At 69.7% G+C, this 23,106-nt stretch carries 19 protein-coding genes; 10 read left to right on the top strand and 9 right to left on the bottom strand.

Going from position 1 to position 23,106, the window contains the following annotated elements; translation table 11 throughout:
* Window positions 1-27: 27 nt before the first annotated feature.
* Window positions 28-825: an SDR family oxidoreductase gene (locus tag CY658_RS01385; RefSeq protein WP_101488528.1), complete on the top strand. Its 798-nt coding sequence runs from the start codon at window positions 28-30 to the stop codon at window positions 823-825.
* A gap of 417 nt (window positions 826-1,242) precedes the next feature.
* Here CY658_RS01385 and CY658_RS01380 read toward each other — a convergent pair whose 3' ends face one another.
* Window positions 1,243-2,151, bottom strand: coding sequence for a LysR family transcriptional regulator (locus CY658_RS01380; protein ID WP_101488527.1), 909 nt, complete (start codon window positions 2,149-2,151; stop codon window positions 1,243-1,245).
* An 88-nt stretch (window positions 2,152-2,239) separates the two neighbouring features.
* Between CY658_RS01380 and CY658_RS01375 the strand changes: the two genes are divergently transcribed.
* Both CY658_RS01375 and CY658_RS01370 read left to right on the top strand, forming a co-directional pair.
* A complete protein-coding gene (locus CY658_RS01375) occupies window positions 2,240-3,250 on the top strand; it encodes a zinc-binding alcohol dehydrogenase family protein (RefSeq protein ID WP_101488526.1) in 1,011 nt (336 codons plus the stop codon).
* Window positions 3,251-3,269: 19 nt separating this feature from the next.
* Window positions 3,270-3,863 carry a GNAT family N-acetyltransferase gene (locus CY658_RS01370; RefSeq protein WP_101488525.1) on the top strand — a complete coding sequence of 198 codons (594 nt, stop codon included), beginning with the start codon at window positions 3,270-3,272 and terminating at the stop codon, window positions 3,861-3,863.
* Here CY658_RS01370 and CY658_RS01365 read toward each other — a convergent pair.
* Genes CY658_RS01365 through CY658_RS01355 form a run of 3 tightly spaced genes read right to left on the bottom strand, consistent with a single transcriptional unit; the run spans window position 3,855 to window position 7,399 of the window.
* Complete coding sequence (locus CY658_RS01365; protein WP_101488524.1) at window positions 3,855-4,568, bottom strand: sulfite exporter TauE/SafE family protein; 714 nt, start codon at window positions 4,566-4,568, stop codon at window positions 3,855-3,857. The two genes, CY658_RS01370 and CY658_RS01365, sit on opposite strands and share 9 nt — an antisense overlap.
* The gene (locus tag CY658_RS01360; RefSeq protein WP_101488523.1) at window positions 4,565-5,977 is read right to left on the bottom strand and encodes an amidohydrolase family protein; all 1,413 of its coding nucleotides are present in this window, start codon (window positions 5,975-5,977) and stop codon (window positions 4,565-4,567) included. Before CY658_RS01360 ends, CY658_RS01365 begins: the two co-directional genes overlap by 4 nt.
* Before the next feature lie 45 nt (window positions 5,978-6,022).
* Window positions 6,023-7,399, bottom strand: coding sequence for a uracil-xanthine permease family protein (locus tag CY658_RS01355; RefSeq protein ID WP_101490169.1), 1,377 nt, complete (start codon window positions 7,397-7,399; stop codon window positions 6,023-6,025).
* Window positions 7,400-7,546: 147 nt separating this feature from the next.
* Here CY658_RS01355 and CY658_RS01350 point away from each other — a divergent pair, with 147 nt between their 5' ends.
* Window positions 7,547-8,587, top strand: coding sequence for a LacI family DNA-binding transcriptional regulator (locus CY658_RS01350; protein WP_101488522.1), 1,041 nt, complete (start codon window positions 7,547-7,549; stop codon window positions 8,585-8,587).
* Between the two features lie 25 nt (window positions 8,588-8,612).
* Here CY658_RS01350 and CY658_RS01345 read toward each other — a convergent pair whose 3' ends face one another.
* Entirely contained in the window at window positions 8,613-9,971 is a 1,359-nt protein-coding gene (locus CY658_RS01345; RefSeq protein ID WP_101488521.1) for a PQQ-dependent sugar dehydrogenase, read from the bottom strand.
* 130 nt (window positions 9,972-10,101) lie between these two features.
* On the opposite strand from CY658_RS01345, the gene CY658_RS01340 reads away from it, so the two are divergent.
* The 6 genes from CY658_RS01340 (at window position 10,102) to CY658_RS01315 (ending at window position 19,724) form a co-directional block, all read left to right on the top strand.
* On the top strand, window positions 10,102-10,875 hold the full coding sequence (locus tag CY658_RS01340) for an alanyl-tRNA editing protein (protein ID WP_101490168.1): 774 nt from the start codon (window positions 10,102-10,104) through the stop codon (window positions 10,873-10,875).
* Between the two features lie 60 nt (window positions 10,876-10,935).
* On the top strand, window positions 10,936-13,155 hold the full coding sequence (locus tag CY658_RS01335; RefSeq protein WP_180838826.1) for a protein-disulfide reductase DsbD family protein: 2,220 nt from the start codon (window positions 10,936-10,938) through the stop codon (window positions 13,153-13,155).
* A gap of 124 nt (window positions 13,156-13,279) precedes the next feature.
* Window positions 13,280-13,972, top strand: coding sequence for a thioredoxin family protein (locus CY658_RS01330; RefSeq protein WP_180838825.1), 693 nt, complete (start codon window positions 13,280-13,282; stop codon window positions 13,970-13,972).
* Window positions 13,973-14,191: 219 nt separating this feature from the next.
* Complete coding sequence (locus CY658_RS01325) at window positions 14,192-17,197, top strand: transglycosylase domain-containing protein (protein WP_101488519.1); 3,006 nt, start codon at window positions 14,192-14,194, stop codon at window positions 17,195-17,197.
* Window positions 17,198-17,294: 97 nt separating this feature from the next.
* A complete protein-coding gene (locus CY658_RS01320) occupies window positions 17,295-18,602 on the top strand; it encodes an MFS transporter (protein WP_101488518.1) in 1,308 nt (435 codons plus the stop codon).
* A 141-nt stretch (window positions 18,603-18,743) separates the two neighbouring features.
* The gene (locus CY658_RS01315) at window positions 18,744-19,724 is read left to right on the top strand and encodes a helix-turn-helix domain-containing protein (RefSeq protein WP_101488517.1); all 981 of its coding nucleotides are present in this window, start codon (window positions 18,744-18,746) and stop codon (window positions 19,722-19,724) included.
* Window positions 19,725-19,749: 25 nt separating this feature from the next.
* On the opposite strand, the gene CY658_RS01310 is transcribed toward CY658_RS01315, so the two are convergent.
* The 4 genes from CY658_RS01310 to CY658_RS01295 are packed head-to-tail and all read right to left on the bottom strand — an operon-like array spanning window position 19,750 to window position 23,105.
* Entirely contained in the window at window positions 19,750-20,457 is a 708-nt protein-coding gene (locus CY658_RS01310; protein ID WP_101488516.1) for an ABC transporter ATP-binding protein, read from the bottom strand.
* A gap of 7 nt (window positions 20,458-20,464) precedes the next feature.
* Window positions 20,465-21,172, bottom strand: a complete 708-nt coding sequence (locus tag CY658_RS01305) for an ABC transporter ATP-binding protein (protein ID WP_101488515.1) — start codon at window positions 21,170-21,172, stop codon at window positions 20,465-20,467.
* Window positions 21,169-22,239: a branched-chain amino acid ABC transporter permease gene (locus CY658_RS01300; protein ID WP_101488514.1), complete on the bottom strand. Its 1,071-nt coding sequence runs from the start codon at window positions 22,237-22,239 to the stop codon at window positions 21,169-21,171. Before CY658_RS01300 ends, CY658_RS01305 begins: the two co-directional genes overlap by 4 nt.
* The gene (locus CY658_RS01295) at window positions 22,236-23,105 is read right to left on the bottom strand and encodes a branched-chain amino acid ABC transporter permease (RefSeq protein ID WP_101488513.1); all 870 of its coding nucleotides are present in this window, start codon (window positions 23,103-23,105) and stop codon (window positions 22,236-22,238) included. Before CY658_RS01295 ends, CY658_RS01300 begins: the two co-directional genes overlap by 4 nt.
* Between the last annotated feature and the right edge of the window lies 1 nt (window position 23,106).

Genomic DNA, 23,106 nt, shown 5'->3' with positions numbered 1-23,106 from the left:
CCCCTTCTTCCCTCAAGGAACCCCGACATGGACCTCCAGCTCCAGGACCAGCACGCTCTCATCACCGGCGGCAGCAAGGGCATCGGCCTGGCCTGCGCGCTGGGCTTCCTGCGCGAAGGCGCGCGCGTGAGCCTGGTCTCGCGTGACCTGCAGAACCTGCAACAGGGCCAGCAGTCGCTCATCGCCGCATTCCCGCAAGCCGAAGGCCGCGTCTCCCTGCACGCCGCTGACCTGAAAGATCCCGCCAGCGCCGTCGCCGCACTCGACGCCGCCGAACAGGCCTTCGGCCCCGTCGACGTGCTCGTCAACTCCGCAGGCGCCGCCCGCCGCACCCCGCCCGACGAACTCACGCCCGCCGCGTGGCACGACGCGATGGACGCCAAGTACTTCACCTACATCCACATGATCGACCCGGTCGTGAAGCGCATGGGCACCCGCGGCCGCGGCGCGATCGTCAACGTCATCGGCCAGGGCGGCAAGGTCGCGAGCCCGGTACACATGGCCGGCGGCGCGGCCAATGCGGCGCTGATGCTGGTGAGTGCGGGCATGGCTGCTGCCTATGCGGCCAAGGGTGTGCGCGTGAATGCCGTGAACCCGGGGCTCACGCTGACCGCGCGGCTGCAGGAAGGGATGAAGGCCGATGCGAAGCTGGCAGGGATCGGCACGGATGAGGCGCTGGAGCGCGCGACTGCGCGCTTGCCGCTGGGGCGCATTGCGACGCCGGAGGAAGTGGCCAACACGGTGCTGTTCCTGGCGTCGGCGAAGGCGAGTTATGTGACGGGGGCGATCGTGGCGATGGATGGGGCTGTGACGCCGATGATTTGAGAGTGGGTCTGGCGAAGGCAATGGCGGTTTCGAACGCTGCTGCCCTCACCCCAGCCCTCTCCCAGAGGGAGAGGGAGTAAATCCGGGGAGCGGGCCTGGGAAGTCAATTGGGAAAGTAAATCCGGCGAGCGAACGCAGTGATGCGATCTCCCAGGCCGAGCGCAGCGATGGCCCGGGTGCTCCCCCTCCCCTCTGGCCGCGCCGAGGAGCGGAGCGTTTCGCGGATCAGGGCTTGCAGCTGTTTGAGCCGCAGGCGAGTTCTGCAAGACCCCGCGAAACGCGAGCACCGCAGGTTGCCCGCAGCGAAGCGGAGGGACGCAGACAGTGGGGTCGCCTTTCTTTGCTTACTTTCTTTGGCGAAGCAAAGAAAGTGAGTCGCCCGCCGGGGCGAGTCCCGGCCAGCCACCCTAAAAACAATCAGCCAACAGCCAACAACCCCTCAAACTTCAAAGCCAGAAAATCAACAAACGCCCGCACACGCGCCGGCACGAACCGCCCACTCGGCAGCAACGCATGCAGTGGATAAGGCTCGGTCTGCCAATCCGTCATGAGGTGCACCAGCCGGCCGCTGCGGATGTCGTCGCGCACATCGAGCGCCGACTTCAGCGTGACGCCATACCCCGCCACCGCCCACTCCCGCGCCAGCGACGCATCGTCCACGCTGCGATTGCCATTCACCCGCACCTCCGTCCACTGCCCGTTCTGCGCAAATCGCCAGACGCGATGCCGCCGCCCCCCGCGGTTGAAAGTCAGGCAGTTGTGGTGCACGAGATCCTGCGGCACCTTCGGCGCAGGATGCCGCCGCAGATAGTCGGGCGATGCCGTCAACAGCGGATTCGTCATCGCAAATGCCCGCGCCACCAGCCGCGAATCGGCCAGCGCGCCATACCGCAGCGCCACATCGACCTCGTCACGCATCACATCCAAGGGACGGTCACCCACAGAGAGCGACAGCTGCACCCCGCCATGCAGCGCAAGGAATTCATCGAACCAAGGCAGCAGCGTGCTGCGCGTCAGGTCCGACGGCGCAGCCACGCGCAAGGTGCCCACCAGTTCACCGCGATCCGCCGTGACCAGCGACTCGCCCTCATCCAGCAGCTCGAAAGCCCGCACCGCGTAGTCCAGCAGCGTCTGCCCCTGCGGCGTCAGGCGCATCGCCCGCGTCGACCGCTCGAACAGCCGCGCGCCGAGCTGCGTTTCCAGCCGCTTGAGCGTTGCGCTCGCCGCAGCCGGCGTGATGCCCAGCGCATGGGCCGCCGCCGTGAGCGTGCCGCCGCGCGCCGTCTGAACGAGCACCCGCAGGTCCGAGGTATTTTCAATTTTCATTTGAAGGTGTTGCAGTTCGATGCCGGCTTATCAAATGGCCGTTGCCATCCTACAGTCGAGCCATCGTTTCAGAAAGAAGGTCCCTCCCATGAAAGCCATCGGCTACTACCAGCCCCTCCCCATCGACAACCCCGAATCGCTGCAGGACATCGAACTCCCCGCCCCGGTGCCCGGCGCGCGCGACCTGCTGGTGCGCGTGAAGGCCGTGTCGGTCAACCCCGTCGACACCAAGGTCCGCAAGAACGCCGCCCCCGAAGCCGGCCAGGCCAAGGTGCTGGGCTGGGACGCGGTCGGCACCGTCGAAGCCATCGGCAGCGGCGTGCAGAATTTCAAGGTCGGCGACCGCGTGTACTACGCCGGCTCGATCATTCGCCCGGGCGCCAACTCGGAGCTGCATGCGGTCGACGAGCGCATCGCCGCCCTCGCGCCGAAGACCCTCGACGACGCGCAAGCCGCCGCATTGCCGCTGACCACCATCACCGCCTACGAACTGCTGTTCGACCGCCTGCAGGTGCCCAAGGGCGGCGGCGAAGGCCAGACGCTGCTGATCACCGGCGGCGCGGGCGGCGTGGGCTCCATCCTCATCCAGCTCGCACGCCAGCTCACCAAGTTGCGCGTGGTCGCCACCGCCTCGCGCGCCGAAACGCGCGAGTGGTGCCTGGCACTGGGTGCGCACGTCGTCATCGACCACTCGAAGCCGCTCGCCGCCGAACTCAAGGCCGCGGGCATCGACGAAGTCGACATGGTCGCCAGCCTCACGCAGACCGAGCAGCACTACGCGCAGATCATCGAGAGCCTCAAGCCCCAGGGCCAGCTCGCGGTGATCGACGACATGAAGGTGCTCGACGCGATGCCGCTGAAGACCAAGTGCATCTCGCTGCACTGGGAAATGATGTTCACGCGCTCGCGCTTCACCACGCCCGACATCGCCGAGCAAGGCAAGCTGCTGGCCGAGGTGGCCGCGCTGGTCGACGCGGGCCGCATCCGCACCACGGCGAACGCGAGCTTCGGCACCATCAACGCCGCGAACCTCAAGAAGGCGCATGCGCTGATCGAGAGCGGCAAGGCGCAGGGCAAGGTGGTGCTGGCCGGGTTCTGATCTGCGCACAATCGGTCGCATGACCGAAGAAAGCACACACCCGCCCCTCATCGAATTCGACACGCCGCGCCTGCGGTTGCGCCAATGGCGCGAGAGCGATCTCGCGCCATTTTTCACATTGGCTTCCGACCCGGCGGTGATGGAGTTCTTGCTGCCCCTGCCCACCCGCGCCGACAGCGACGCGATGGCCGCGCGCGTCAAGGCCCGCATCGCCGAGCACGGCTGGGGCTTCTGGGCCGTCGAGCGCAAGGACACGGGCGAGTTCATCGGCTTCACCGGCCTGAACGTGCCGATGGCTTCACTGCCTTTCTCGCCCTGCGTCGAGATCGGCTGGCGCCTTGCGCGCGCCAGCTGGGGCCAGGGCTTCGCGACCGAGGCGGCGCGCGGCGCGCTGCAGGTCGGGTTCGAACAACTCGGGCTCGGCGAGATCGTGGCATTCACCGCCGAGGGCAACGTGCGCTCGGCCGCGGTGATGACGCGCATCGGCATGCACGAGGACGTGGCCGGCGCCTTCGAACACCCGGCGGTGCCCGAAGGCCATGCGCTTCGCCGTCACCGGCTGTTCCGCATCGGCCGCGCGGCATGGCAGGCCGCGCGCAGCGCCTCAGAATGAATGCAGCAGCAGCGCGGCGCCCGACACGATCGCGAACACCTGCACGAAGATCCGCAGCACGCGACCGTTGATGCGGCGATGCACCACGCGGCTGAGCACCGCGCCCACGACGAGCGCGGGCAACAGCAAGGCCGCGGCATAGAGCTGTGAACCGTCGATGCGCCCCGCCACCATCAGCGTGGCCAGCGACACCAGTTCGCCCACCAGAAAGCACAGCGCAATCGTCGAGCGCATGGTGGGCGCCGGCTGGTGCTGGTAGACCAGCGCCAGCGGCGGGCCGCCGATGCCGGTCGCGGTTTCGGTGACGCCGGTGACGAGCCCCGCCGCCACGAAGGCGGTGCGGCCCGGCGAGAAGGCCGGCATCATCAACGTGACCAGCGCCGCCGCGATGGTCGATGCGCCGACGAACAGCGACAGGTGGCTCGCACTCAACGCCGCCAGCACCCACAGGCCGCCGACGGTGCCGAGCAGGCGCCCGCCGGTGATCCAGCTGGCGCCGGTGCGGTCGATAGCGCCGCGCTCGCGCCACATCACGTAGAAGTTCAGCGGCAGCATCAGCACCAGCACGCACACGGGCAGCAGGTCGGGACGCACGATGCCGATCACCGGTGCCGCGATGAGCGCAAAGCCGACACCGGTCGCGCCCTGCACGAAGGCGGCGAACAGCACGGCGATGGAGACGAGGAAGAGGTGCTGCGCGCTCACTGCGAATGCCGCTCCGTGGCCAGGCGACGGTGCGCGGCGGCCGGAGGATGCAGGCGCACGATGGGCGCGCGGTCCATCGCCGCATGGGCGACGCGCGCCAGCTGCCGCTGCAGCGCGCGCGCATCCCAGTCGGGCGGCCAGCCTTCCCACAGGCGCAGGCGTCCGTCGACGAACACGGCCACGATCTGGTCGCGGTTGCCCAGGCGCACGAGGTCCCAGGTGAGGTCGACGGAGGTGCACATCTCGGGCGTGTCGACATCGACGATGAGGAAGTCGGCCGCCTTGCCCACGGCGATCTCGCCCGTGAGGTGGCCCAGGCCCACGGCGTGCGCGCCTTCGTGCGTCGCGTGGTCGAACCAGGTCCAGCCGCCGCCGCTCGACGCATCGCCGATCGCCATGCCGAAGGCCAGCTTCTGCGCGGCCTCGGCCGCGTCCATCAGGCGGAACGCATCGCTGCGCGTGGCGTCGGTGCCCAGGCCGAAGCGGATGCCCAGCGCGGCCATCAGGTTCGCGGGCGCCACGGCGTTGCCCTTCCACTGGCTGGCGACGGGGTTGTAGCTCACGGCGGTGTCGGTGTCGCGTAGCACCATGAGCTCCGACGGCGTGACCAGCGTGCCGTGCGCAATGAGCACCTGCGGCCCGAGCGCGCCCAGGTGCGCCAGCAGCTCCAGCGGCCGCTTGCCACGCTGCACCACCGAGCGCTCGACCGAGGCGAGGTGTTCGTTGACGTGCGTCTGGAACACGGTGCGCGCCTCGGCGCACAAGGCCGACACGGCGACCAGCATCTCGTCGGACGCGGCCTCGGGCACCGAGATGGCGAGCGAGGGATGCACCAGCTCCGCACCCGACCACTGCTGCAGGAACTGCGCGGCGTGCGACTGGATCGCCTGACGGTCGGCGGCGGTGCTGTCGTTGCCGCCGTCGTTGCAGATCAGGCCCAGCACGCAGCGCAGTCCGGCCTCCTTCACGGCCGCGGCCACGGCGCCGATGTCGCCCGGTGCGCGCGTGCCCGCGTCGCACACGGTGGTGAAGCCGCCGCGCAGCGATTCGAGCGCCGCGAGCTTGGAGGCCATGTAGACGAACTCGTCGTCCAGGCTCGACTCGAGCGGCACCCACACGCGGCGGAAGATTTCCGACGGCTCGCCATAGGCCAGCGACTTGCCGAAGGACTGCGTGAGGTGGTGATGCGCATCGATCATGCCGGGCATCAGCAGCTTGCCGGGCAGATGCCGCGGTGTGAGCTGCGGGTGGCGGGCGATGAGCGCGTCGGCGGGGCCGACCTCGCGAAAGCGCCCGCCTTCGATGCGCACGGCATGGCCGGTGGCGGGGCCGTCGCGCAGCATCAGGTGGTCGGGAACGAGCAGCAGCTCGTCGGCCGCGAAAAGCGCGGCATCGAGTTCAGGAGACATGATGAAAGGAGAGAGCAGGAAAAGAAAGGAAGAGGCGCGCGGCGCTCATTGCGGCGCAGGCGCAATGGCGGGGCTGTCGGGCTGCACGCGGTTGAACACCAGGTTGAGCACCACCGCCGTGAGCGAGCCCATGGCCAGGCCGTTGCCCAGCACCAGCTGCAGCGTGTCGGGAAAGCGGCTGTACAGGCCCGGCACGACGATGGGCAGCAGGCCCATGGTCAGCGCGCCGGCCAGCACGAACATGTTGCCGCGCTCGTGCAGGTCGACCTTGCGCAGCATGTCGATGCCCATGGTGCCGATGATCGCGAACACCACCATCGCGGTGCCGCCGACCACGGCCGAAGGAATGGCGCTGGCCAGCCGGCCCAGCGGCGCCGACAGCGCGATGAGGACCAGGATCACGCCCGCGGCCGCCGTCACGTAGCGCGAGCGCACGTTGGTGGCGCGCACGATGCCGATGTTCTCGCCGCTGGTGATGATCATCGAGGTGCCGAAGAAGCCGCCCGCCAGCGACACCAGCGCGTCGCCGCGGATGGTGCGCGGCACCACGTCGCGCGGGTCGATCTTGCGGCCCACCACGTCGGCCACCGCCACGGTCTGCCCCGTGGCCTCGACCATCGAGATGATGCTGAAGATCAGGAGCGGCACGGCCGCCACCAGGTCGAAGCGCGGCATGCCGAAGGGCAGCAGCGTCGGGGCGCTCCAGAAGGGGCCGGCGGCCACGCTGCTGACATCCATCAGCCCGCACGCCGCGGCCAGCACTGTGCCGGCCAGCAGGCCCAGCAGCACCGCGAGCTGGCCGAGCGTGCCCTTGAACACGCGCGCGAACAGCACGGTGAAGCCGATGGTCGCGAGTGCCAGGCCGATGTTCACCGGGTCGGCAAAGGTGGACGTGCCCGCCTTGCCCGCGATGATGCCGCCGTACACCTTCACGAGGTTGATCGACACCAGCAGCAGCAAGGTGCCGATGACGATCTTCGGAAAGAAGCGCAGGCAGCGCGCGAACACCGGCAGCACCAGAAAGTAGAACAGCGCCGTGAGAATCACCGCGCCCGAGGCGGTCTGCAGGTCACGCTGCTGGGCGATGGTCACGAACATCACGATGGGCGCACCGCCCGGCACCATCACGAACGGCAGGCGCGCGCCGAACTTCCATGGCCCGAACGACTGCAGCAAGGTGCCCACGCCGCACAGCAGGAAGGTGGCGCTGATCAGGTTGACCGTGAGCGCGGACTCCAGCCCCAGCGCCTTGGCCACGAGAAACACGGACGTGATGGGCACGGCGGCCATCACCAGCACGTGCTGCAGGCCGAACAGGAGCAGTTGCGACAGGGGCAGCACCGCGTCGACCGGGGCGATGGCGGAAGGCGCGCCGGCAGGCACGACAGAAGGCACAGCAGAGGCATCGGGAACACGGGACATCATGGAATCCTTGAACCGGGACCGCGCCCAAATCGATTTGGGCGCACTGGCAAAAAAAGCCGCCGAAGCGGGTGAAGTACATTCCGTGGCATCGCGCCCCAAAACGATTTGGGAATTGAATCACCGCTTTTCGAAAAGGTCAACGGGATGAGCACTGATCCATCGCCGCGGGCAAACATCAAGGACGTGGCGCGCGAAGCGGGCGTGTCGCCGACCACCGTCTCGCACGCGCTCAATGCCCGGGGCCAGGTCGATGCCGAAACGCGCGCGCGCGTCGAGCAGGCGGCGCTGAAGCTGGGCTACCGGCCCAACCGCAATGCGCAGCGGCTGCGCACGGGCGAGGCGCACATGATCGTGCTGCTGTCGTCGATGCCGTTCGCGGTGGCCGGCGGCCCGTCGCGGCTCGGCTTCCTGATGGAAGTGGCGGCCGTGGCAGCCGCGGCCGCGCTCGACCGCCGCCTGGCGCTGGTGCTGGCACCGCCCATGGAAACCGGGCGCGTGCCGATGGAACTGCTCGACGTCGACGGCGCACTGGTCATCGAGCCCTCGGCGGGTGACCCCAACCTGGCGTACCTGCTGCGGCGCGGCCTGCCGGTGGTGGCCATCGGCAAGCCGGCCGAAGAAGCGGCCGACGGACCGGCGATGCCGCCCTATGTCGACATCCACTCGGGCCAGACGACGCGCCTGCTGCTCGAACACCTGCATGACCAGGGCGCGCGCAAGGTCGCGATGATCCTCGGCTCGGCCGCCCGCAATTCGTATGTGGAAGGCCAGGCGGCCTACCAGGCCTTCGCCGCCGCGCACGGACAGGCGCCGCTGCTGTCGCTGGTCGACGAAGCCGAGGGCGAGAACGGTGGCCGGCAGGCCGCGCTGGCGCTGCTGGCGGCGCACCCCGACATCGACGCCTTCTGCGTGCCGGTCGACGCATTCGCCTCGGGCGCGGTGACCGCCGTGCTCGAATCGGGCCGGCGCATTCCCGACGACGTGATGGTCGTCACGCGCTACGACGGCCTGCGCGCCCGTACCTGCGTGCCGCCGCTCACGGCCGTCGACCTGCACCTGGACGAGGTCGCGCAGCAGGCGATTGCCCTGCTGTTCGACCACCTGCGCGGCGACACCAGCCGGCGCCGTGTCGACGGGCCTGCGGCCCAGCTGGTGCCGCGCCTGTCGTCGGCACGCCAGCGCTGACCGCCCCTTCTGCTGCGCGTGCGCGTCAGTTGGGCTTGCTGCGCGACACGCGCCACACCGCGTTGCCCACGTCGTCCGCCACCAGCAGTGCGCCGCTCTTGTCGAGCGCCACGCCGACCGGCCGGCCGTGCGCCTTTTCGTCGGCGCTCAAAAAGCCCGTGAGGATATCGACCGGCGGCCCGCTCGGCTTGCCGCCGATGAAGGGCACGAACACCACCTTGTAGCCCGACTTGGGCTTGCGGTTCCACGAGCCGTGCTCGCCGATGAAGGCGCCGCTCGCGAACTCGGGTGGCATGCCGCGCGGGTTCGAGAACACCAGCCCCAGCGGCGCGACGTGCGAGCCCAGCGCGTAGTCGGGCGCCAGCGCCTTCGCCACGAGGTCGGGCTTTTGCGGCGTGACGCGCGCATCGACCACGCCGCCCCAGTAGCTCCAGGGCCAGCCGTAGAAGGCGCCGTCTTTCACCGAGGTGAGGTAGTCGGGCACGAGGTCGCTGCCGATTTCGTCGCGCTCGTTCACCACGGTCCACAACGTGTTGGTCTCGGGCTCCCAGCCCAGGCCGTTGGGGTTGCGCAGGCCGCTCGCGAACAGGCGCTTTTCGCCGCTCTTCGCATCGACCTCCCAGATCGCGGCGCGGCCCTCTTCGGCCGCCATGCCGTTCTCGCCGATGTTGCTGTTGGAGCCGACCGTGACGTAGAGCTTGCTGCCGTCGGCATTGGCAATGACGTTCTTGGTCCAGTGGTGGTTGATGCCGGCGGGCAGCGCCGTCACGACCACCGGCTTGGCGCGGGCAGACGTGTCGCCTTCGGTGTAGGGCACCTTCACGAGCGCATTGGCGTTGGCGATGAAGAGCTCGTTGCCGACCAGCGCCATGCCGTAGGGCGAGACGAGGTCCGACAAAAACACCTGCTTCACCTCGGCCAGGCCGTCGCCGTCAGCGTCGCGCAGCAGGGTGATGCGGTTGGCACTGGGCACGCCGGCGCCCGCGCGGCCCATGACCTTGCCCATGACCCAGTTGCGCACCTTCGCAACCGGGCCGCCGGTGTCGCTGCCCTCGGGCTTGGGTGGCTTGTTGCTTTCGGCCACCAGCACGTCGCCGTTGGGCAGGGTGTAGACCCAGCGCGGGTGGTCCAGGCCGCGCGCCAGCGCCGTCACGCGCAGGCCTTCGGTGGGCGTGGGCGCGGCGGTGTCGGTCCATCCGACGGCAGGCGCCACGTTGACGGTGGGGATCAGTGTCTTGTTCGGATCGACGAGCTGCGGCCGGGGGCCGGTCGTGAGTTCGGGCGCGAGCTTGGCGGTCTCGCCGCAGCCGGCGACGAGCAGCACGGCGGCCATGGCGGCTGCGGACAAGGCGAGGCGAGCGGGAAGGTGCGGCGATACGTTCATGCAGATTCCTTGCGCGGCGGGCGGCCGCAGACCGCCGGATCATGCGCAATCGCGCGGCGCGGGCGTGTCGGTCGTGGGCGCTTTCCGGCGTGCGCGCACCTCCTTCGCGCATCGTCGCTACCATCGCCGCATGACCGACGACCTGTTCCGCGCCGACGCCTACCTGCGCACCTGTGAAGCCCGCATCCTGCGCCTCGACGACACCGGCATCGTGCTGGACCGCACCGTGTTCTATCCGCTGGGCGGCGGGCAGGCCGGCGACGCCGGCGTGCTGGTGCTCGCCGACGGCCGCGAAATCGCCATCGCCGACACCCGCAAGGCCAAGGACGCCGAAGGCCAGCCGACCGCCGAGTTCGTCCACGTGCCCGCGCCCGACCAGGCCGAGCTGCTGGCCGCGCTGGCGCCCGGCGACACCGTCACCGCCCGCCTCGACTGGGAGCGCCGCCACCGGCTGATGCGCTTCCACACCGCGAGCCACCTGCTGTGCCACCTCGTGCCGGTGCCGGTGAACGGCTGCTCGATCACGCCCGAGTACGCGCGCATCGACTTCCACATCACCGACCCGCTCGACAAGGAAACGCTCACCGCCGGCCTCGCGAAGCTGGTCGAAGCCGCCCATCCGCTGACCGTGGGCGCCATCAGCGACGCCGAGCTCGACGCCAACCCCGCGCTGGTCAAGAGCATGAGCGTGCAGCCGCCGCGCGGCACGGGCACGGTGCGCACCATCCGCATCGGCGGCACGGGCGAAGACGGCGGCGCGCCGTCGATCGACTTCCAGCCCTGCGGCGGCACGCATGTGGCCAACACCGCGGAAATCGGCGCCATGGTCGTCACCAAGATCGAGAAGAAGAGCGCGACCACCCGGCGCGTGGTCCTGGGTTGGCCCGCGGCCTCCGCGGCCTGAGCCCCGGAAAGACGCGGCCCCCAGGAACTTCGCCCCGCCCTCTGGCTCCGACTGACCGGCATGATCCTTTCGCGCATCTCTCTCGCTCCCTTTCTGATAGCTACCGCCGCAGCCTGCATGCCGGCTGCGGCCCAGCTGGCCCCGAAGACCGGGGCCGTGGTCACCACCCCCCATGTGCGCGCCGAACTGGTCGCCCATGCGCCCGAGGGCGTGGCGCCCGGCGCGCCGGTCTGGGTCGGGCTGCAGATCACCCACCAGCCCGAGTGGCACACCTACTGGAAGAACGCCGGCGATTCGGGTCTGCCGACGGAATTGAAGTGGACGCTGCCAGCGGGCGTCTCGACCGGCGAAATCGCCTGGCCGGTGCCCAAGAAGATCCCGGTCGGCACGCTCGCCAACTACGGCTACGAGAACACCGTGCTGCTGCCGGTGCCGCTCGAGGTCTCGACGCTCTACAAGCCCGACGTGGCGCTCACCGGCGGATCGCCGGCCATGGACATCAAGCTGCAGGCCTCCTGGCTGGTCTGCCGCAAGGAATGCATTCCTGAAGAGGGCGAGTTCACGCTCTCGTTGCCCACGCGCGGCTCGACCGCGCTGAACAAGGCGGCCTTCGACACCGCGCAGGCCGCGCAGCCGCAGCCGCTGGGCGCGCCCGGCACCATCGCCGTCGACGGCCAGCAGCTGAAGGTGCGCCTCGACGGCCTGCCCGCCGCGGTGCGCGGCAAGACGCTCGAGTTCTTCCCCGAAACGCCCGAGGTGATCCGCACCGCCGCCGTCTCCGGAAAGGACTGGACGCAGGCCTGGGACGGCGCGACCTGGACCGCCACGCTGCCTCTGGCCGACCAGCGCAGCGAAAGCCCCACCGTCATGCCGGTCGTGGTGGTGCTGGCCGAAGCCGATCGCCAGGCGGGCCAGCCCGTGGCATGGCGCGCCGAGGCGCCGGTGTCGGGCACCTGGCCCACCGCTGCGGCCGCGCCGCGCGCCGCCGAGGTGTCGCCAGCGCTGCAGGCAGCGCTGGCGGCCAATGCCGCGCAGGCGGCGGCCCCCGCTGCTGCCCAAGCCCAGCCCGCCGGCGCCTTCATGGTCGCCCTGCTCGGTGCGCTGCTCGGCGGCCTGCTGCTCAATCTCATGCCCTGCGTGTTCCCGATCCTCGCGATCAAGGTGCTGGGCTTCGCGCGGCAGGCGGGCAACGCCAGCGCGCACCGCAAGGCGGGCCTGGCCTACACGGGCGGCGTGATGCTGTCGTTCCTCGCACTGGGTGGCGCCATGCTCGCGCTGCGCGCGGCCGGCGCCCAGCTCGGCTGGGGTTTCCAGCTGCAGTCGCCCGCCGTGGTGGCGGCGCTGGCGGCGCTCTTCACCTTGCTCGGCCTGAACCTGGCCGGCGTGTTCGAGTTCGGTCGCGCGGCACCGTCGTCGGTGTGCAGCGCACAGGCCAAGCACCCGCTGGCCAACGACTTCCTTTCCGGCGTGCTGGCCGTGGTGATCGCCTCGCCCTGCACCGCGCCGTTCATGGGCGCCTCGCTGGGCTTTGCCATCGGCCTGCCGGCCACCCAGGCCCTGATGCTGTTCGCGGCGCTGGGCCTCGGCTTGGCACTGCCCTACCTCGTGGCGGGCTTTGTGCCGGCCGTGGCGCGCCTGCTGCCCAAGCCGGGCCCGTGGATGCACACGTTGCGCCGCCTGCTCGCCTTCCCGATGTTCGCGACCGTGGCCTGGCTGGTCTGGGTGCTGGGCCAGCAAAGCGGCATCGATGGCGCCGGCACGCTGCTCGCGCTGCTGGTGTGCCTGGCCGCGGTGGTCTGGGCGTTCACGCTGCGCGGACGCACGCGGCTCGTCATCGCCACCGTGATGATCGCCTTCACCGCCGTGCTGGCCGGCGCCATCGGCCGCAACATCGTGCAGGTGCCTGAACCGGCCAAGCTGGCCACAGCACCGAACGACGGCGAGCGCTGGCAGCCGTGGTCGGCCCAGCGCGTGAGCGACATGGCGACCGCGGGCCGCCCCGTCTTCATCGACTTCACCGCCGCCTGGTGCGTGACCTGCCAGTACAACAAGAAGAGCACGCTGGCCGACGCCGAGCTGCTCGCCGACTTCGACGCCAAGCAGGTCGCCATGCTGCGCGCCGACTGGACCCGCCGCGACCCCGCCATCACCGCCGCGCTCACCGCGCTGGGCCGCAGTGGCGTGCCCGTGTACGTGCTGCAGGCGCCGGGCAAGGCGCCCGTCGTGCTGACCGAAATCCTCAGCAAAGACGAGGTGCGCGCCGCGTTGGCAGCGCTTTGAGCGCCGATGCGGTGAATTGAAAAAAGATGACAACGCCGCTGTCATGGGTTGTCACACGCACTTGAAGAAACCGTTCTAAGCTGCAGTTGTTGTTTGGAATTTTGTTTTGGAGTTCAAGCTGGCCATGACGCTTTCGCCCACTGTCGACTCACGCTCCCTTCGTGCCGCACGCCAGGCACGCGCCGCCCTCAGCCGCGCCTCCCGCCGCGCCGTCGTGGCCGCCGCCGTGGCGCTGGGCGCCACCTTCCTCATGGGCACCAACGCCTTTGCCGCGCCCGCCGTGGGCCAGCAGGCGCCCGATTTCGTCGCCGTCGACACCAGCGGCGCCAAGCACAAGCTGTCCGACTTCGCGGGCAAGTTCGTGGTGCTCGAATGGACCAACCCCGGCTGCCCCTTCGTGCGCAAGCACTACGGCAGCGGCAACATGCCGGCCACGCAGAAAGCGGCCACCGACAAGGGCGTGGTCTGGCTCGCGATCAACTCCACCGAACGCGCCGCCAGCGACTACCTGAAGGCCGATGCGCTCGACGCCTGGATGAAGTCGCAAAAGGCCGCGCCCACCGCCGTGCTGATGGACGAAGACGGCGTGATCGGCCAGGTCTACGGCGCGCGCACCACGCCCCACATCTTCATCATCGATCCCAAGGGCATGCTGGTGTATGCCGGCGGCATCGACAGCATCGCCTCGGCGCGCGCCGACGACATCAAGACCGCCACCAACTACGTGAACCAGGCGCTGGGCGAAGTGCTCGGCGGAAAACCGGTGTCGACCGCGAGCACGCGGCCGTACGGGTGTTCGATCAAGTACAAGAGTTGAGCGGGCGGGCGCCTCGCGCGAGGTGACGCGCAGGCCTCTTCGTCTCGCGTCCTCGACGACACGGACACGCTGTGTCCAGGCCTGAAACGGGCACGCCCATGCCCGGCCCCTCCCGCTTCGAACCCGTCGGCCGGTTCGTTCGGGCAGAAGCCAAATCGCCGCAAAAAGCGCATCATCGTCACTGACGAACCCACGGTGCGGACTGTTCGCGAGGCGAGCATGACAAGAAGGTTCAAGACGCTTTTCTGGGTCGGCGCTGGGCTCGCCGTGGGGGGAACGCTTGCCGCGCTCGTGGCAAACGAGTTGAAGACCTCCCGGCTGCAATCGGCCCTGTGGCGCGACCTTGCCAGCGGTGCCAACTTCAGCGTCGACGCCGGTGCCAGCGATGCCATCCGCTTTCCCCGCAACGGCCCCTACGACGAACGGCTGGGCTATCACCAGCTTCCCGGCTACATCGACCGCCTGAAGCCACAGGGCTATGTCGTCACCCGCCAGGCCCGCATGTCGCCGCGGCTGATCGAACTGCAGGAACACGGGCTCTTTGCGCCCTACCGCGAGAAAAACCAGGCCGGCCTGACCGTGCGCGACTGCCGCCATGCGGCGCTGCTGCACACGCGTGTGCCCAAGCGCGCCTACGAGCGCTTCGAGGAGGTGCCGCCGCTGCTGGTGAGCGCCCTGCTGTTCGTCGAAGACCGCCATCTGCTGGATGCGCAGCCGCTGCAGCGCAACCCCGCCATCGATCCGGAACGCTTCGCGAAGGCAGCGCTCGAGCAGGCGCTGCGCGCGGTCGGCCTGGGCCAGTCGGCGACGGGTGGCAGCACGCTGGCCACCCAGCTCGAGAAGTACCGCCATTCGCCGCAAGGCCGCACCGGGTCGGTCGGCGAGAAGCTGCGCCAGATGGCATCGGCCTCGCTGCGCGCCTACCAGGACGGCGACGACACGCTGGTGCGGCGCCGCCAGATCGTCGTCGACTACCTCGACACCGTGCCGCTGGCCGCGCGCCCGGGCATGGGCGAGGTGCACGGCCTGGGCGATGGCCTGTGGGCCTGGTACGGACGCGACTTCGGCGAGGTCAACCGCCTGCTCGCCGACCACGCGGAAGAGGCCGCAGCGCCCACGGACGAAGCGCTCCGGCAGCAGGCCGAGGCCTTCAAGCAGGCGCTGTCGCTGATGATCGCGCAGCGCCGCCCGTCGCAGCATCTGCTCGGCGACGGCGCGGGTCTGGCCCGGCTGACCGACAGCTACCTGCGGCTGATGGCCGAGGCAGGCCTGATCACGCCCGCGCTGCGCGATGCGGCGCTGCCGCTGCCCTTGCACCTGCAGCCCCCGCTGCCGCCCACGCCCCGGCCCGACTTCGTGCAGCGCAAGGCCGCGAGTGCGCTGCGCACCCACATCGCCACGCTGCTCGACGTGCCGCGTGCCTACGACCTGGAGCGCCTCGACCTCGAGGCCGAAACCAGCCTGGACGGCGAAGCGCAGGCGCTCGTGGCACAGGTGCTGGCGGGCCTGCGGACGCCCGCCGCAGCGAAGGCGGCAGGGCTGTACGGCGCCCACCTGCTCGACCCGGGTGCCGACCCGAGCCCGCTGGTCTACAGCTTCACGCTGTTCGAGCGCAGCGCCGGGGCGAACCTGCTGCGCGTTCAGGCCGACAACATCGACCAGCCCTTCGACGTGAACCAGGGCGCGCGGCTGGACCTCGGCTCGACGGCCAAGCTGCGCACGCTGGTGAGCTACCTCGAGCTCGTGGCCGAGCTGCACGCGGGCTGGGTCGACCTGAGCCCCGCCCAGTTGTCGGCGCTGGCGCCGAACCCGCGCGATCCGCTGGGCGCCTGGGCTCGGCAATACCTGCTGCGAGCCAAGGACCGCAGCCTTGCGCCGATGCTCGAGGCGGCCATGGAGCGCAAGTACTCGGCGAACCCCGGCGAGTCCTTTTTCACCGGTGGCGGCCTGCACCAGTTCGAAAACTTCGAGCGCTCGCGCAACAGCAGTTCGATGACAGTGCGGGAGGGCTTCAAGCATTCGGTCAACCTCGTGTTCATCCGCCTGATGCGCGACCTGGTGCGCCACCGCATGTTCGGCGGCGCGTCGGATGTCGAGCGCCTTTTGAAGGACCCTGCCGACCCGCGCCGGCGCGAAATGCTCGCGCGCTTTGCCGACCGCGAAGGCTCGGCCTTCCTCATCCGCTTTCATCGCAAGTACCAGCGCCTGTCGGCCGCGGAGGCCGAAGCGCTGCTGCTGCGCGGCCTGAGGCCGTCGGCGCCGCGCCTGGCGAGCGTGCTGTTCACCATCGAGCCCGAGGCCAGCGATGCGCGACTCGACGCGCTTCTGGTGCAGCGGCTGGGCCGCGGCGCCGACTCACCGCGCGCACTGGGGGCGCTGCGCAGCACCTACGCCAACCTGTCGCTGGCCGATCGCGGCTACGTCGCGCGCGTGCATCCGCTGGAGCTCTGGCTGGTCGGCTTCCTGCGGACGCACCCCGGCGCCTCGCTGACCGAGGTGCTGGATGCCAGTGCGAGCGAACGCCAGGAGGTCTACGCCTGGCTCTTCAAGACGCGCCACAAGGGCGCGCAGGACAAGCGCGTGCGCGAGCTGATCGAGCTCGATGCCTTCGCGCAGATTCATCGTTCGTGGCAGCGCGTGGGCTACCCCTTCGCATCGCTGACGCCGTCGTATGCGAGCGCGATCGGCGCATCGGGCGACCGGCCGGCCGCGCTGGCGGAGCTGATGGGCATCATCGCGAACGACGGCGTGCGGCTGCCCACGCAGCGGGTCGGTGCGCTGCACTTCGGGCGCGACACGCCCTACGAGACACGGCTGGAGCCGCACAACGCGAGCGCCGAAAGGGTGCTACCCACCGAGGTGACTGCGACGCTGCAGCGCGCGCTGGTCGGGGTGGTGAACGATGGCACGGCGCGGCGCTTGAAGGGCGCACTCACGGACGAGAACGGCCGGGCCCTCGAGATCGGCGGCAAGACCGGCACCGGCGACCATCGCTACGAGCAAACCGGCCGCGGCGGACGGGTGATCTCGCAGCGCAAGATCGACCGCTCGGCCACCTTCGTGTTCATGATCGGCGACCGCTATTTCGGCACCATCATGGCCTACGTGCACGAGCCCTATGCGGCTCGCTACCGGTTCACGAGCGCACTGCCGACCCAGCTGCTGAAGTCGCTGGGGCCGCAGCTGCTGCCCGTGCTCCAGCGCAGCGGGTGCGGGGGAGATTGACAGGGCGCATTGACAGCTACCTGACTCCCCTCGTCAGGTCCCGGTCGGGAACCCCGACCTACCCTTGGGCCCACAACATCGCCCCAGGGGACACACCATGACTTCCGCGCCTGCCCACGCGCAGACCTCCTCGAAATTCGCCACCGTCCTGCGCGTGACCGGCGGCAACTTCATGGAGATGTTCGACTTCTTCCTGTTCGGCTTCTACGCCACGCAGATCTCGAAGGCCTTCTTCCCCGCGGGCAACGAGTTCGCGTCGCTGATGCTGACCTTCATGACCTTCGGCGCGGGCTTCCTGATGCGACCGCTGGGTGCCATTTTTCTCGGCGCGTACGTCGACCGCGTCGGCCGCCGCCAGGGTTTGATCGTCACGCTCGCGCTGATGGCCGTCGGCACCTTGCTGATCGCCTGCGTGCCCAGCTACGCGACCATCGGCGTCATCGCGCCGCTGCTGGTGCTGGTCGGCCGGCTGCTGCAGGGCTTCTCGGCCGGCGTGGAACTGGGCGGCGTGTCGGTGTACCTGTCGGAGATGGCCACGCCGGGCCGCAAGGGCTTCTACGTGAGCTGGCAGTCGGCCAGCCAGCAGGTGGCGATCGTTGTTGCGGCCGCGCTCGGCTACTGGCTCAACGTGACCTTCACGTCGCAAGAGATCGGCGACTTCTACTGGCGCGTGCCCTTCTTCGTCGGCTGCCTGATCGTGCCCGTGCTGTTCATCATTCGCCGCTCGCTGCAGGAGACCGAGGAGTTCATGGCGCGCAAGCACCGCCCCGACGCGCGCGAAATCTTCCGCTCGATGGTCGCCAACTGGGGCCTCGTCGTCGCCGGGATGATGCTGGTGTCGATGACCACTGTGTCGTTCTACCTGATCACCGTCTACACGCCCACCTTCGGCAAGGCCGTGCTGCACCTGAGCACCACCGACGCGCTCGTCGTCACGCTGTGCGTGGCCATCTCGAACTTCATCTGGCTGCCGATCATGGGCTCGCTGTCGGACCGCGTGGGGCGCAAGCCGCTGCTCGTTCTGTTCACCGTGCTGACCATCCTCACGGCCTACCCGTCGCTCAAGTGGCTGGTCGGTGCGCCGAGCTTCGCGCGCATGCTCGAGGTGGAGCTGTGGCTGTCGTTCCTGTACGCCAGTTACAACGGCGCGATGGTGGTGGCGCTGACCGAGGTGATGCCGGTCAGCGTGCGCACAGCCGGCTTTTCGCTGGCCTACAGCCTTGCCACGGCCCTGTTCGGTGGTTTCACGCCGGCCATTGCCACGGGCCTGATCGAGATGACGGGCGACAAGGGCGCACCCGGCCTGTGGATGACGGCCGCCGCGGCCTGCGGGCTGATCGCGACGCTCGTGCTGTACCGCCGCGACGTCGACCCGGCCGACGCGGGCCGCGTGCCGGCCGTCTGAACCGCAAGCATTGACCCTGCGCGCACCGGCCGTTGACCGGGAGCGCACCGCCCGATTGTCCCGGGTGGAAGTACCGATGATTGTGAACATCGTTCTGCCTATCCTGCAGAAGCGCTTCCGGCGCCCCCAGGGAACCACGGCATGAACGCACACCACTTCAGCACCCGGCTCGAACATCCGGCCGACCGGCAGGCCTGCTGGGGCCGCATCAACGAGTCGTACTTCGGCGCGCTGCGCGTGCAGTGCCTCGACCCGGGCCCCTTCGACGCGCGCCTGGACGCCTACGAGCTCGGGCCGCTGGGCATGTTCATGATCGAGGCGCCCTCGCACCGCGTGGCGCGGCCCGACACGCACCGCGAGATCGCGCTCGACGAGCACTACAAGCTGGTGCTGCAGCTCGAAGGCCATGGTCACATCTCGCAGCGCGACCGCGAGTTCCACCTGCACCCGGGCGACTGGAGCCTGTACGACCCGCGCGTGCCTTACGCCATCACCAACCCCGAGCGCTCGCGCCTGCTGGCCATCACGATCCCGCGCCAGCAGTTCAAGGGCATGAAGATGCCCGACCTGCACACCTGCGAGGCCCACACGCCCGCCATGCAGGGGCTCTACGCGGTGCTCGGCTCGTTCCTCACCTCGCTGGCCGACCAGCTGCCCTCGCTGCCCAACGCCGTCGGCCGCTCGGTCAGCGACACCGTGCTGGGCCTGCTGGCTTCCACGCTCGCCACGCACGCCGACGAACAGTTCGGCGCGCAGCCGCTGCCGGGCGTGCTAAAGGCGCGCGTGAAGCAGTTCGTGCATGCGCACCTGGCCGACCCGGCCTTGTCGCTCGACCTCATCGCGCAGCAACTGCGCTGCTCCAAGCGCTACCTGCACCGCGTGTTCGAAGACGAAGACCAGACGCTCGACCGCTTCATCTGGCAGATGCGTCTGGAGCGTTGCAGCGAAGCGCTGCGCCACGCCGCGGGCGGCCGCACCTCGGTGTCGGAAATCGCCTTTGCCTGGGGCTTCAACAGCAGCGCGCATTTCTGCCGCGTGTTCAAGACGCAGTACGGCGTGTCGCCGCGCGAGTTCCAAAGGCGCGAGGCGCAGCGGGTGGCGTCGCCGGCGCTGGCGCACTGAGCGCCAAGCGGAGAAAGGCGGCGGTTCAGGCCGCCGCGAGATAGCTGCTGTGCAGGATCTCGGGCCGGCTGCGCAGCTCTTCCGACGAGCCCGCAAACGCCATGCGCCCCCGCTCCAGCACATAGGCGCGGCTCGACACGGCCAGCGCCACGGTCGTGAACTGCTCGATCAGCAGCACGCCCACGCCCTCGCGCGCGACCTGCTGCACCACCTCGACCAACCGCTTCACCACAGCCGGCGCGAGCCCCAGCGAGAGTTCGTCGATCGCGAGGTAGCGCGGCTTGCCGATGAGGGCCTGCGCGATGCAGACCATCTGCTTCTGCCCACCTGACAGCGAACGCGCAGGCAGCGCGAGCTTCACGCGCAGCTCGGGGAACACGCCGAGCATCCGCTCGACCGCATCGGCCACGCTGGCCGCAGGCAATGCAGTGGCGGCCGCGCGCAGGTTGTCGAGCACCGATAGCTCACCTAGAACGCGATGCCCTTCTGGCACCACTGCCACACCCAGCGCACGCACGCGCTCGGGTCGCTGGCCGTGGAGCGAACGGCCCTCGACCTCGATGCGCCCGCCCGTGATCGGCAGCACGCCGCCGATGGCCATCACGGTGCTCGACTTGCCCGCGCCGTTGGCACCCAGCAGCGCCGTCACCTCGCCGGGCGGCACCTGCAGGTCGATGCCGTGCAGCACGGCCTTGCCGCCGCGCTGCAGGCGCAGATCGTTCACGCTCAGCATGGGGTTCTCACTCCGTTCCCAGGTAGGCCTTGCGCACGGCCGGATCGTCAAGCACCTCGCGCGTCGGGCCGAGCGCGAGGCGGCGGCCGAAGTCGAGCACCAGGGTCTGTGTGCAGGTCGCGGCGATCAGGTCGACATCGTGGTCGATCAGCAGCACCTGCGCACCGCAGAACGCATGCACCGAGCCGATCGTGCGGCGCAGCACGCCGGCCTCCTGCTCGGTGAGGCCGGCGCCGGGCTCGTCGAGCAGCAGCAGCTTGGGCGCACCGACGAGCGACTTCGCGAGCTCGAGCATGCGGCGCTGGAACAGATTGAGGCGATGGCCCATGAGGGTCGCCACGTCGAGCAGGCCCGTGTGCGACAGCGCACGCGCCACCTGCGACGTGGCCTCGCCGCGCGCGTGCGGCACATGGTCGAGCAAGGCTCGCACGTTGTCCCACACGCTGAGGTCTTCCACCACCTGCTCGGTCTGGAACGAGCGGCGCAGGCCGAAGCGCACGCGCGCGATGGGCTTCAATCCCAGCAGGTCGGCGCCGTCCACCGCCACGCGGCCGGCGCTCGGCGACACGAGGCCGCTGAGCACATTGACCAGCGTGGTCTTGCCCGCACCGTTCGGCCCGATGAGCCCGCACACGGGCGCATCGAGCTGGGCCGTGAGCGCATCGATGGCCTTGACGCCGCCGAAGGCGACGGTGAGATCGTCGATGCAGATCATGGCGCGACGTCCTTGTCCTTCGGCGAAGCGAAGCGCTTGCGCACCGCCTCGAACGCGCCCATCAGTTGCCCGGCGATGCCGCTCGGCGCGGTGATGAGCGCATGCAGCAGCGCCACGCCGAAGAAGATCATCGCGAGGTAGCCGTTGACGCCGAAGTCGGTCAGCAGCGCCGGCACCGCGCGCAGCAGCAAGCCTGCGATGAGCGCGCCGGCCCAGTGGTACACGCCACCCACCACCGTGAGCGCGAACAGCATCACCGATTCGCCGGCCGTGAAGGCGCGCCCGTCGAGCTGCCCCACGCCGCCCGCGAGCAGCGCGCCGGCCACGCCCGCGCAGAAGCCCGCAAGCCCGAAGGCCCAGGTCTGGTAGCGCAGGATGTTCACGCCGGCCGCCACGGCCGCCGCCTCGCCGCGCCTTATCAGCGCCCACGAGCGGCCTGCACGCGTGCGCCGGTGTAGCTCGATCAGCGCCAGCACCGCGGCCAGCCACACGGCCACGTAGCGGAAGTACGCTGCATCCGAGAGCGCCAGCGCGGGGCGCGGCATCATCAGCCGCTCGCTGCCGAACACGCGACCCAGCCAGCCCGCGCCGCCGTCGGGAAAGCCCGTCACGTTGATGACCACCTGAAAGCCGCCCGCCATCATCATCGTGACGAGCGCCAGGTACAGCCCCTTGAGCCGAAGCGCCGGCAGGCCCGCGAGCATGCCGACGGCGCACGACAGCAACCCGCCTGCGAGCACCGACAGCTCGAAGGGCCAGCCCAGCCCATGCCCCGCGCGCAATGCGACCCAGCCGCCCGCGCCGAGCAGCGCGTACTGGCACAGCGACACCAGCCCGAGCTGCCCGTAGAGCAGCGCCACGCCGGCCGCCGCGACCGACAGCGCGAGCGACGAGGTCAACGTCTTGATCCAGTACGCGTTCGCGAACCACGGCACGACCCAGCCGATCAGCAGCACGCAGACCACCATCAAGAGGAGCGAGCGGCGGGCGCGGCGCGCGGCCTGCGCGAGCGCGGCGGGTGCTGCGTCGGGCGCGGCCACTGCGCCTTCGAGAATCGATGCGTTCATGCCGAGCGCGTCCCCGCGCGGTAGAGGACGATCATGGCCAGCGCGATCAGGAACGGCGTGGCCGTGCGAAAGGCCGTGAAGCCCGGCACCGTGATTGCCAGTGCCTCCAGCACGCCGATCGCGATGCCACCCGCCACGGTCGCCGGCAACGAATGCAGCCGGCCGATGATGGCGGCGGCGAACGCCGGAATCACGAGAAAGGTCAGCAACGTGGCCTGCAGCCGCACGATGTTCGCAAGCAGCAGCCCGCACACGCCCGCGAAGGCGCCGCTCAGGATCCACGCCACGGTGTCGACGCCGAGCACGCGGATGCCGAGCAGCGCGCTCAGGTCGCGGTCGTTGGCCAGCGCGCGCATCTTCAAACCCACGCGCGTCTTCGACAGCAGCAGGCCGACGCCGCCCATCATCAACACCGCGAGCGCGAGACCGAGTGCGCGCGTGTGCGTGAGCCGCACCTCGACCTCGCCCAGCACGAATTCGAGCGCGCCGCCGTCGGTCGGCAGCACGAGGCGACGCGGCTGCTCGCCCCAGGTCCATTCGGTGAAGCCCACCACCACGAGCGCGAAGCCCAAGGTGGCGATGCTGCGGATGGTCGGGTCGCGGTGCGACAGGCGCGGTGCCAGCAGGCGCCCGTAGGCCAGCGACAGCAGCATCGACGCGGCGATGGCCGCGCACCACGCCAGGCCCTGCGGCCAGTCGGCTTCGAGCAGCGTCCAGGCCACGTAAGCGCCCAGCGCGCCGATGGCCCCGAAGGCGAAGTTCAGCACGCCCGACGAGCGATAGAGCACCACCAGCCCCACGCCCGAGAGCGCGTAGACCGCGCCCAGGCCCAGGCCCGAGATGACGAAAGGCAGGTAGTCCTCCATG

This window comes from Variovorax sp. RO1, from assembly GCF_002849325.1.
In the GTDB taxonomy this organism is placed as follows: domain Bacteria; phylum Pseudomonadota; class Gammaproteobacteria; order Burkholderiales; family Burkholderiaceae_C; genus Variovorax.
This window is presented reverse-complemented; position numbering and strand designations above follow the sequence as displayed.

Excerpts from the sequence above, each read along its gene's own strand:
- CY658_RS01385 (WP_101488528.1), top strand. The coding sequence starts at position 28 with ATGGACCTCCAGCTCCAGGACCAGCACGCTCTCATCACCGGCGGCAGC.
- CY658_RS01380 (WP_101488527.1), bottom strand. The coding sequence starts at position 2,151 with ATGAAAATTGAAAATACCTCGGACCTGCGGGTGCTCGTTCAGACGGCG.
- CY658_RS01375 (WP_101488526.1), top strand. The coding sequence starts at position 2,240 with ATGAAAGCCATCGGCTACTACCAGCCCCTCCCCATCGACAACCCCGAA.
- CY658_RS01370 (WP_101488525.1), top strand. The coding sequence starts at position 3,270 with ATGACCGAAGAAAGCACACACCCGCCCCTCATCGAATTCGACACGCCG.
- CY658_RS01360 (WP_101488523.1), bottom strand. The coding sequence starts at position 5,977 with ATGTCTCCTGAACTCGATGCCGCGCTTTTCGCGGCCGACGAGCTGCTG.
- CY658_RS01355 (WP_101490169.1), bottom strand. The coding sequence starts at position 7,399 with ATGTCCCGTGTTCCCGATGCCTCTGCTGTGCCTTCTGTCGTGCCTGCC.
- CY658_RS01350 (WP_101488522.1), top strand. The coding sequence starts at position 7,547 with ATGAGCACTGATCCATCGCCGCGGGCAAACATCAAGGACGTGGCGCGC.
- CY658_RS01345 (WP_101488521.1), bottom strand. The coding sequence starts at position 9,971 with ATGAACGTATCGCCGCACCTTCCCGCTCGCCTCGCCTTGTCCGCAGCC.
- CY658_RS01340 (WP_101490168.1), top strand. The coding sequence starts at position 10,102 with ATGACCGACGACCTGTTCCGCGCCGACGCCTACCTGCGCACCTGTGAA.
- CY658_RS01335 (WP_180838826.1), top strand. The coding sequence starts at position 10,936 with ATGATCCTTTCGCGCATCTCTCTCGCTCCCTTTCTGATAGCTACCGCC.
- CY658_RS01330 (WP_180838825.1), top strand. The coding sequence starts at position 13,280 with ATGACGCTTTCGCCCACTGTCGACTCACGCTCCCTTCGTGCCGCACGC.
- CY658_RS01325 (WP_101488519.1), top strand. The coding sequence starts at position 14,192 with ATGACAAGAAGGTTCAAGACGCTTTTCTGGGTCGGCGCTGGGCTCGCC.
- CY658_RS01320 (WP_101488518.1), top strand. The coding sequence starts at position 17,295 with ATGACTTCCGCGCCTGCCCACGCGCAGACCTCCTCGAAATTCGCCACC.
- CY658_RS01315 (WP_101488517.1), top strand. The coding sequence starts at position 18,744 with ATGAACGCACACCACTTCAGCACCCGGCTCGAACATCCGGCCGACCGG.
- CY658_RS01310 (WP_101488516.1), bottom strand. The coding sequence starts at position 20,457 with ATGCTGAGCGTGAACGATCTGCGCCTGCAGCGCGGCGGCAAGGCCGTG.
- CY658_RS01305 (WP_101488515.1), bottom strand. The coding sequence starts at position 21,172 with ATGATCTGCATCGACGATCTCACCGTCGCCTTCGGCGGCGTCAAGGCC.
- CY658_RS01300 (WP_101488514.1), bottom strand. The coding sequence starts at position 22,239 with ATGAACGCATCGATTCTCGAAGGCGCAGTGGCCGCGCCCGACGCAGCA.
- CY658_RS01295 (WP_101488513.1), bottom strand. The coding sequence starts at position 23,105 with ATGGAGGACTACCTGCCTTTCGTCATCTCGGGCCTGGGCCTGGGCGCG.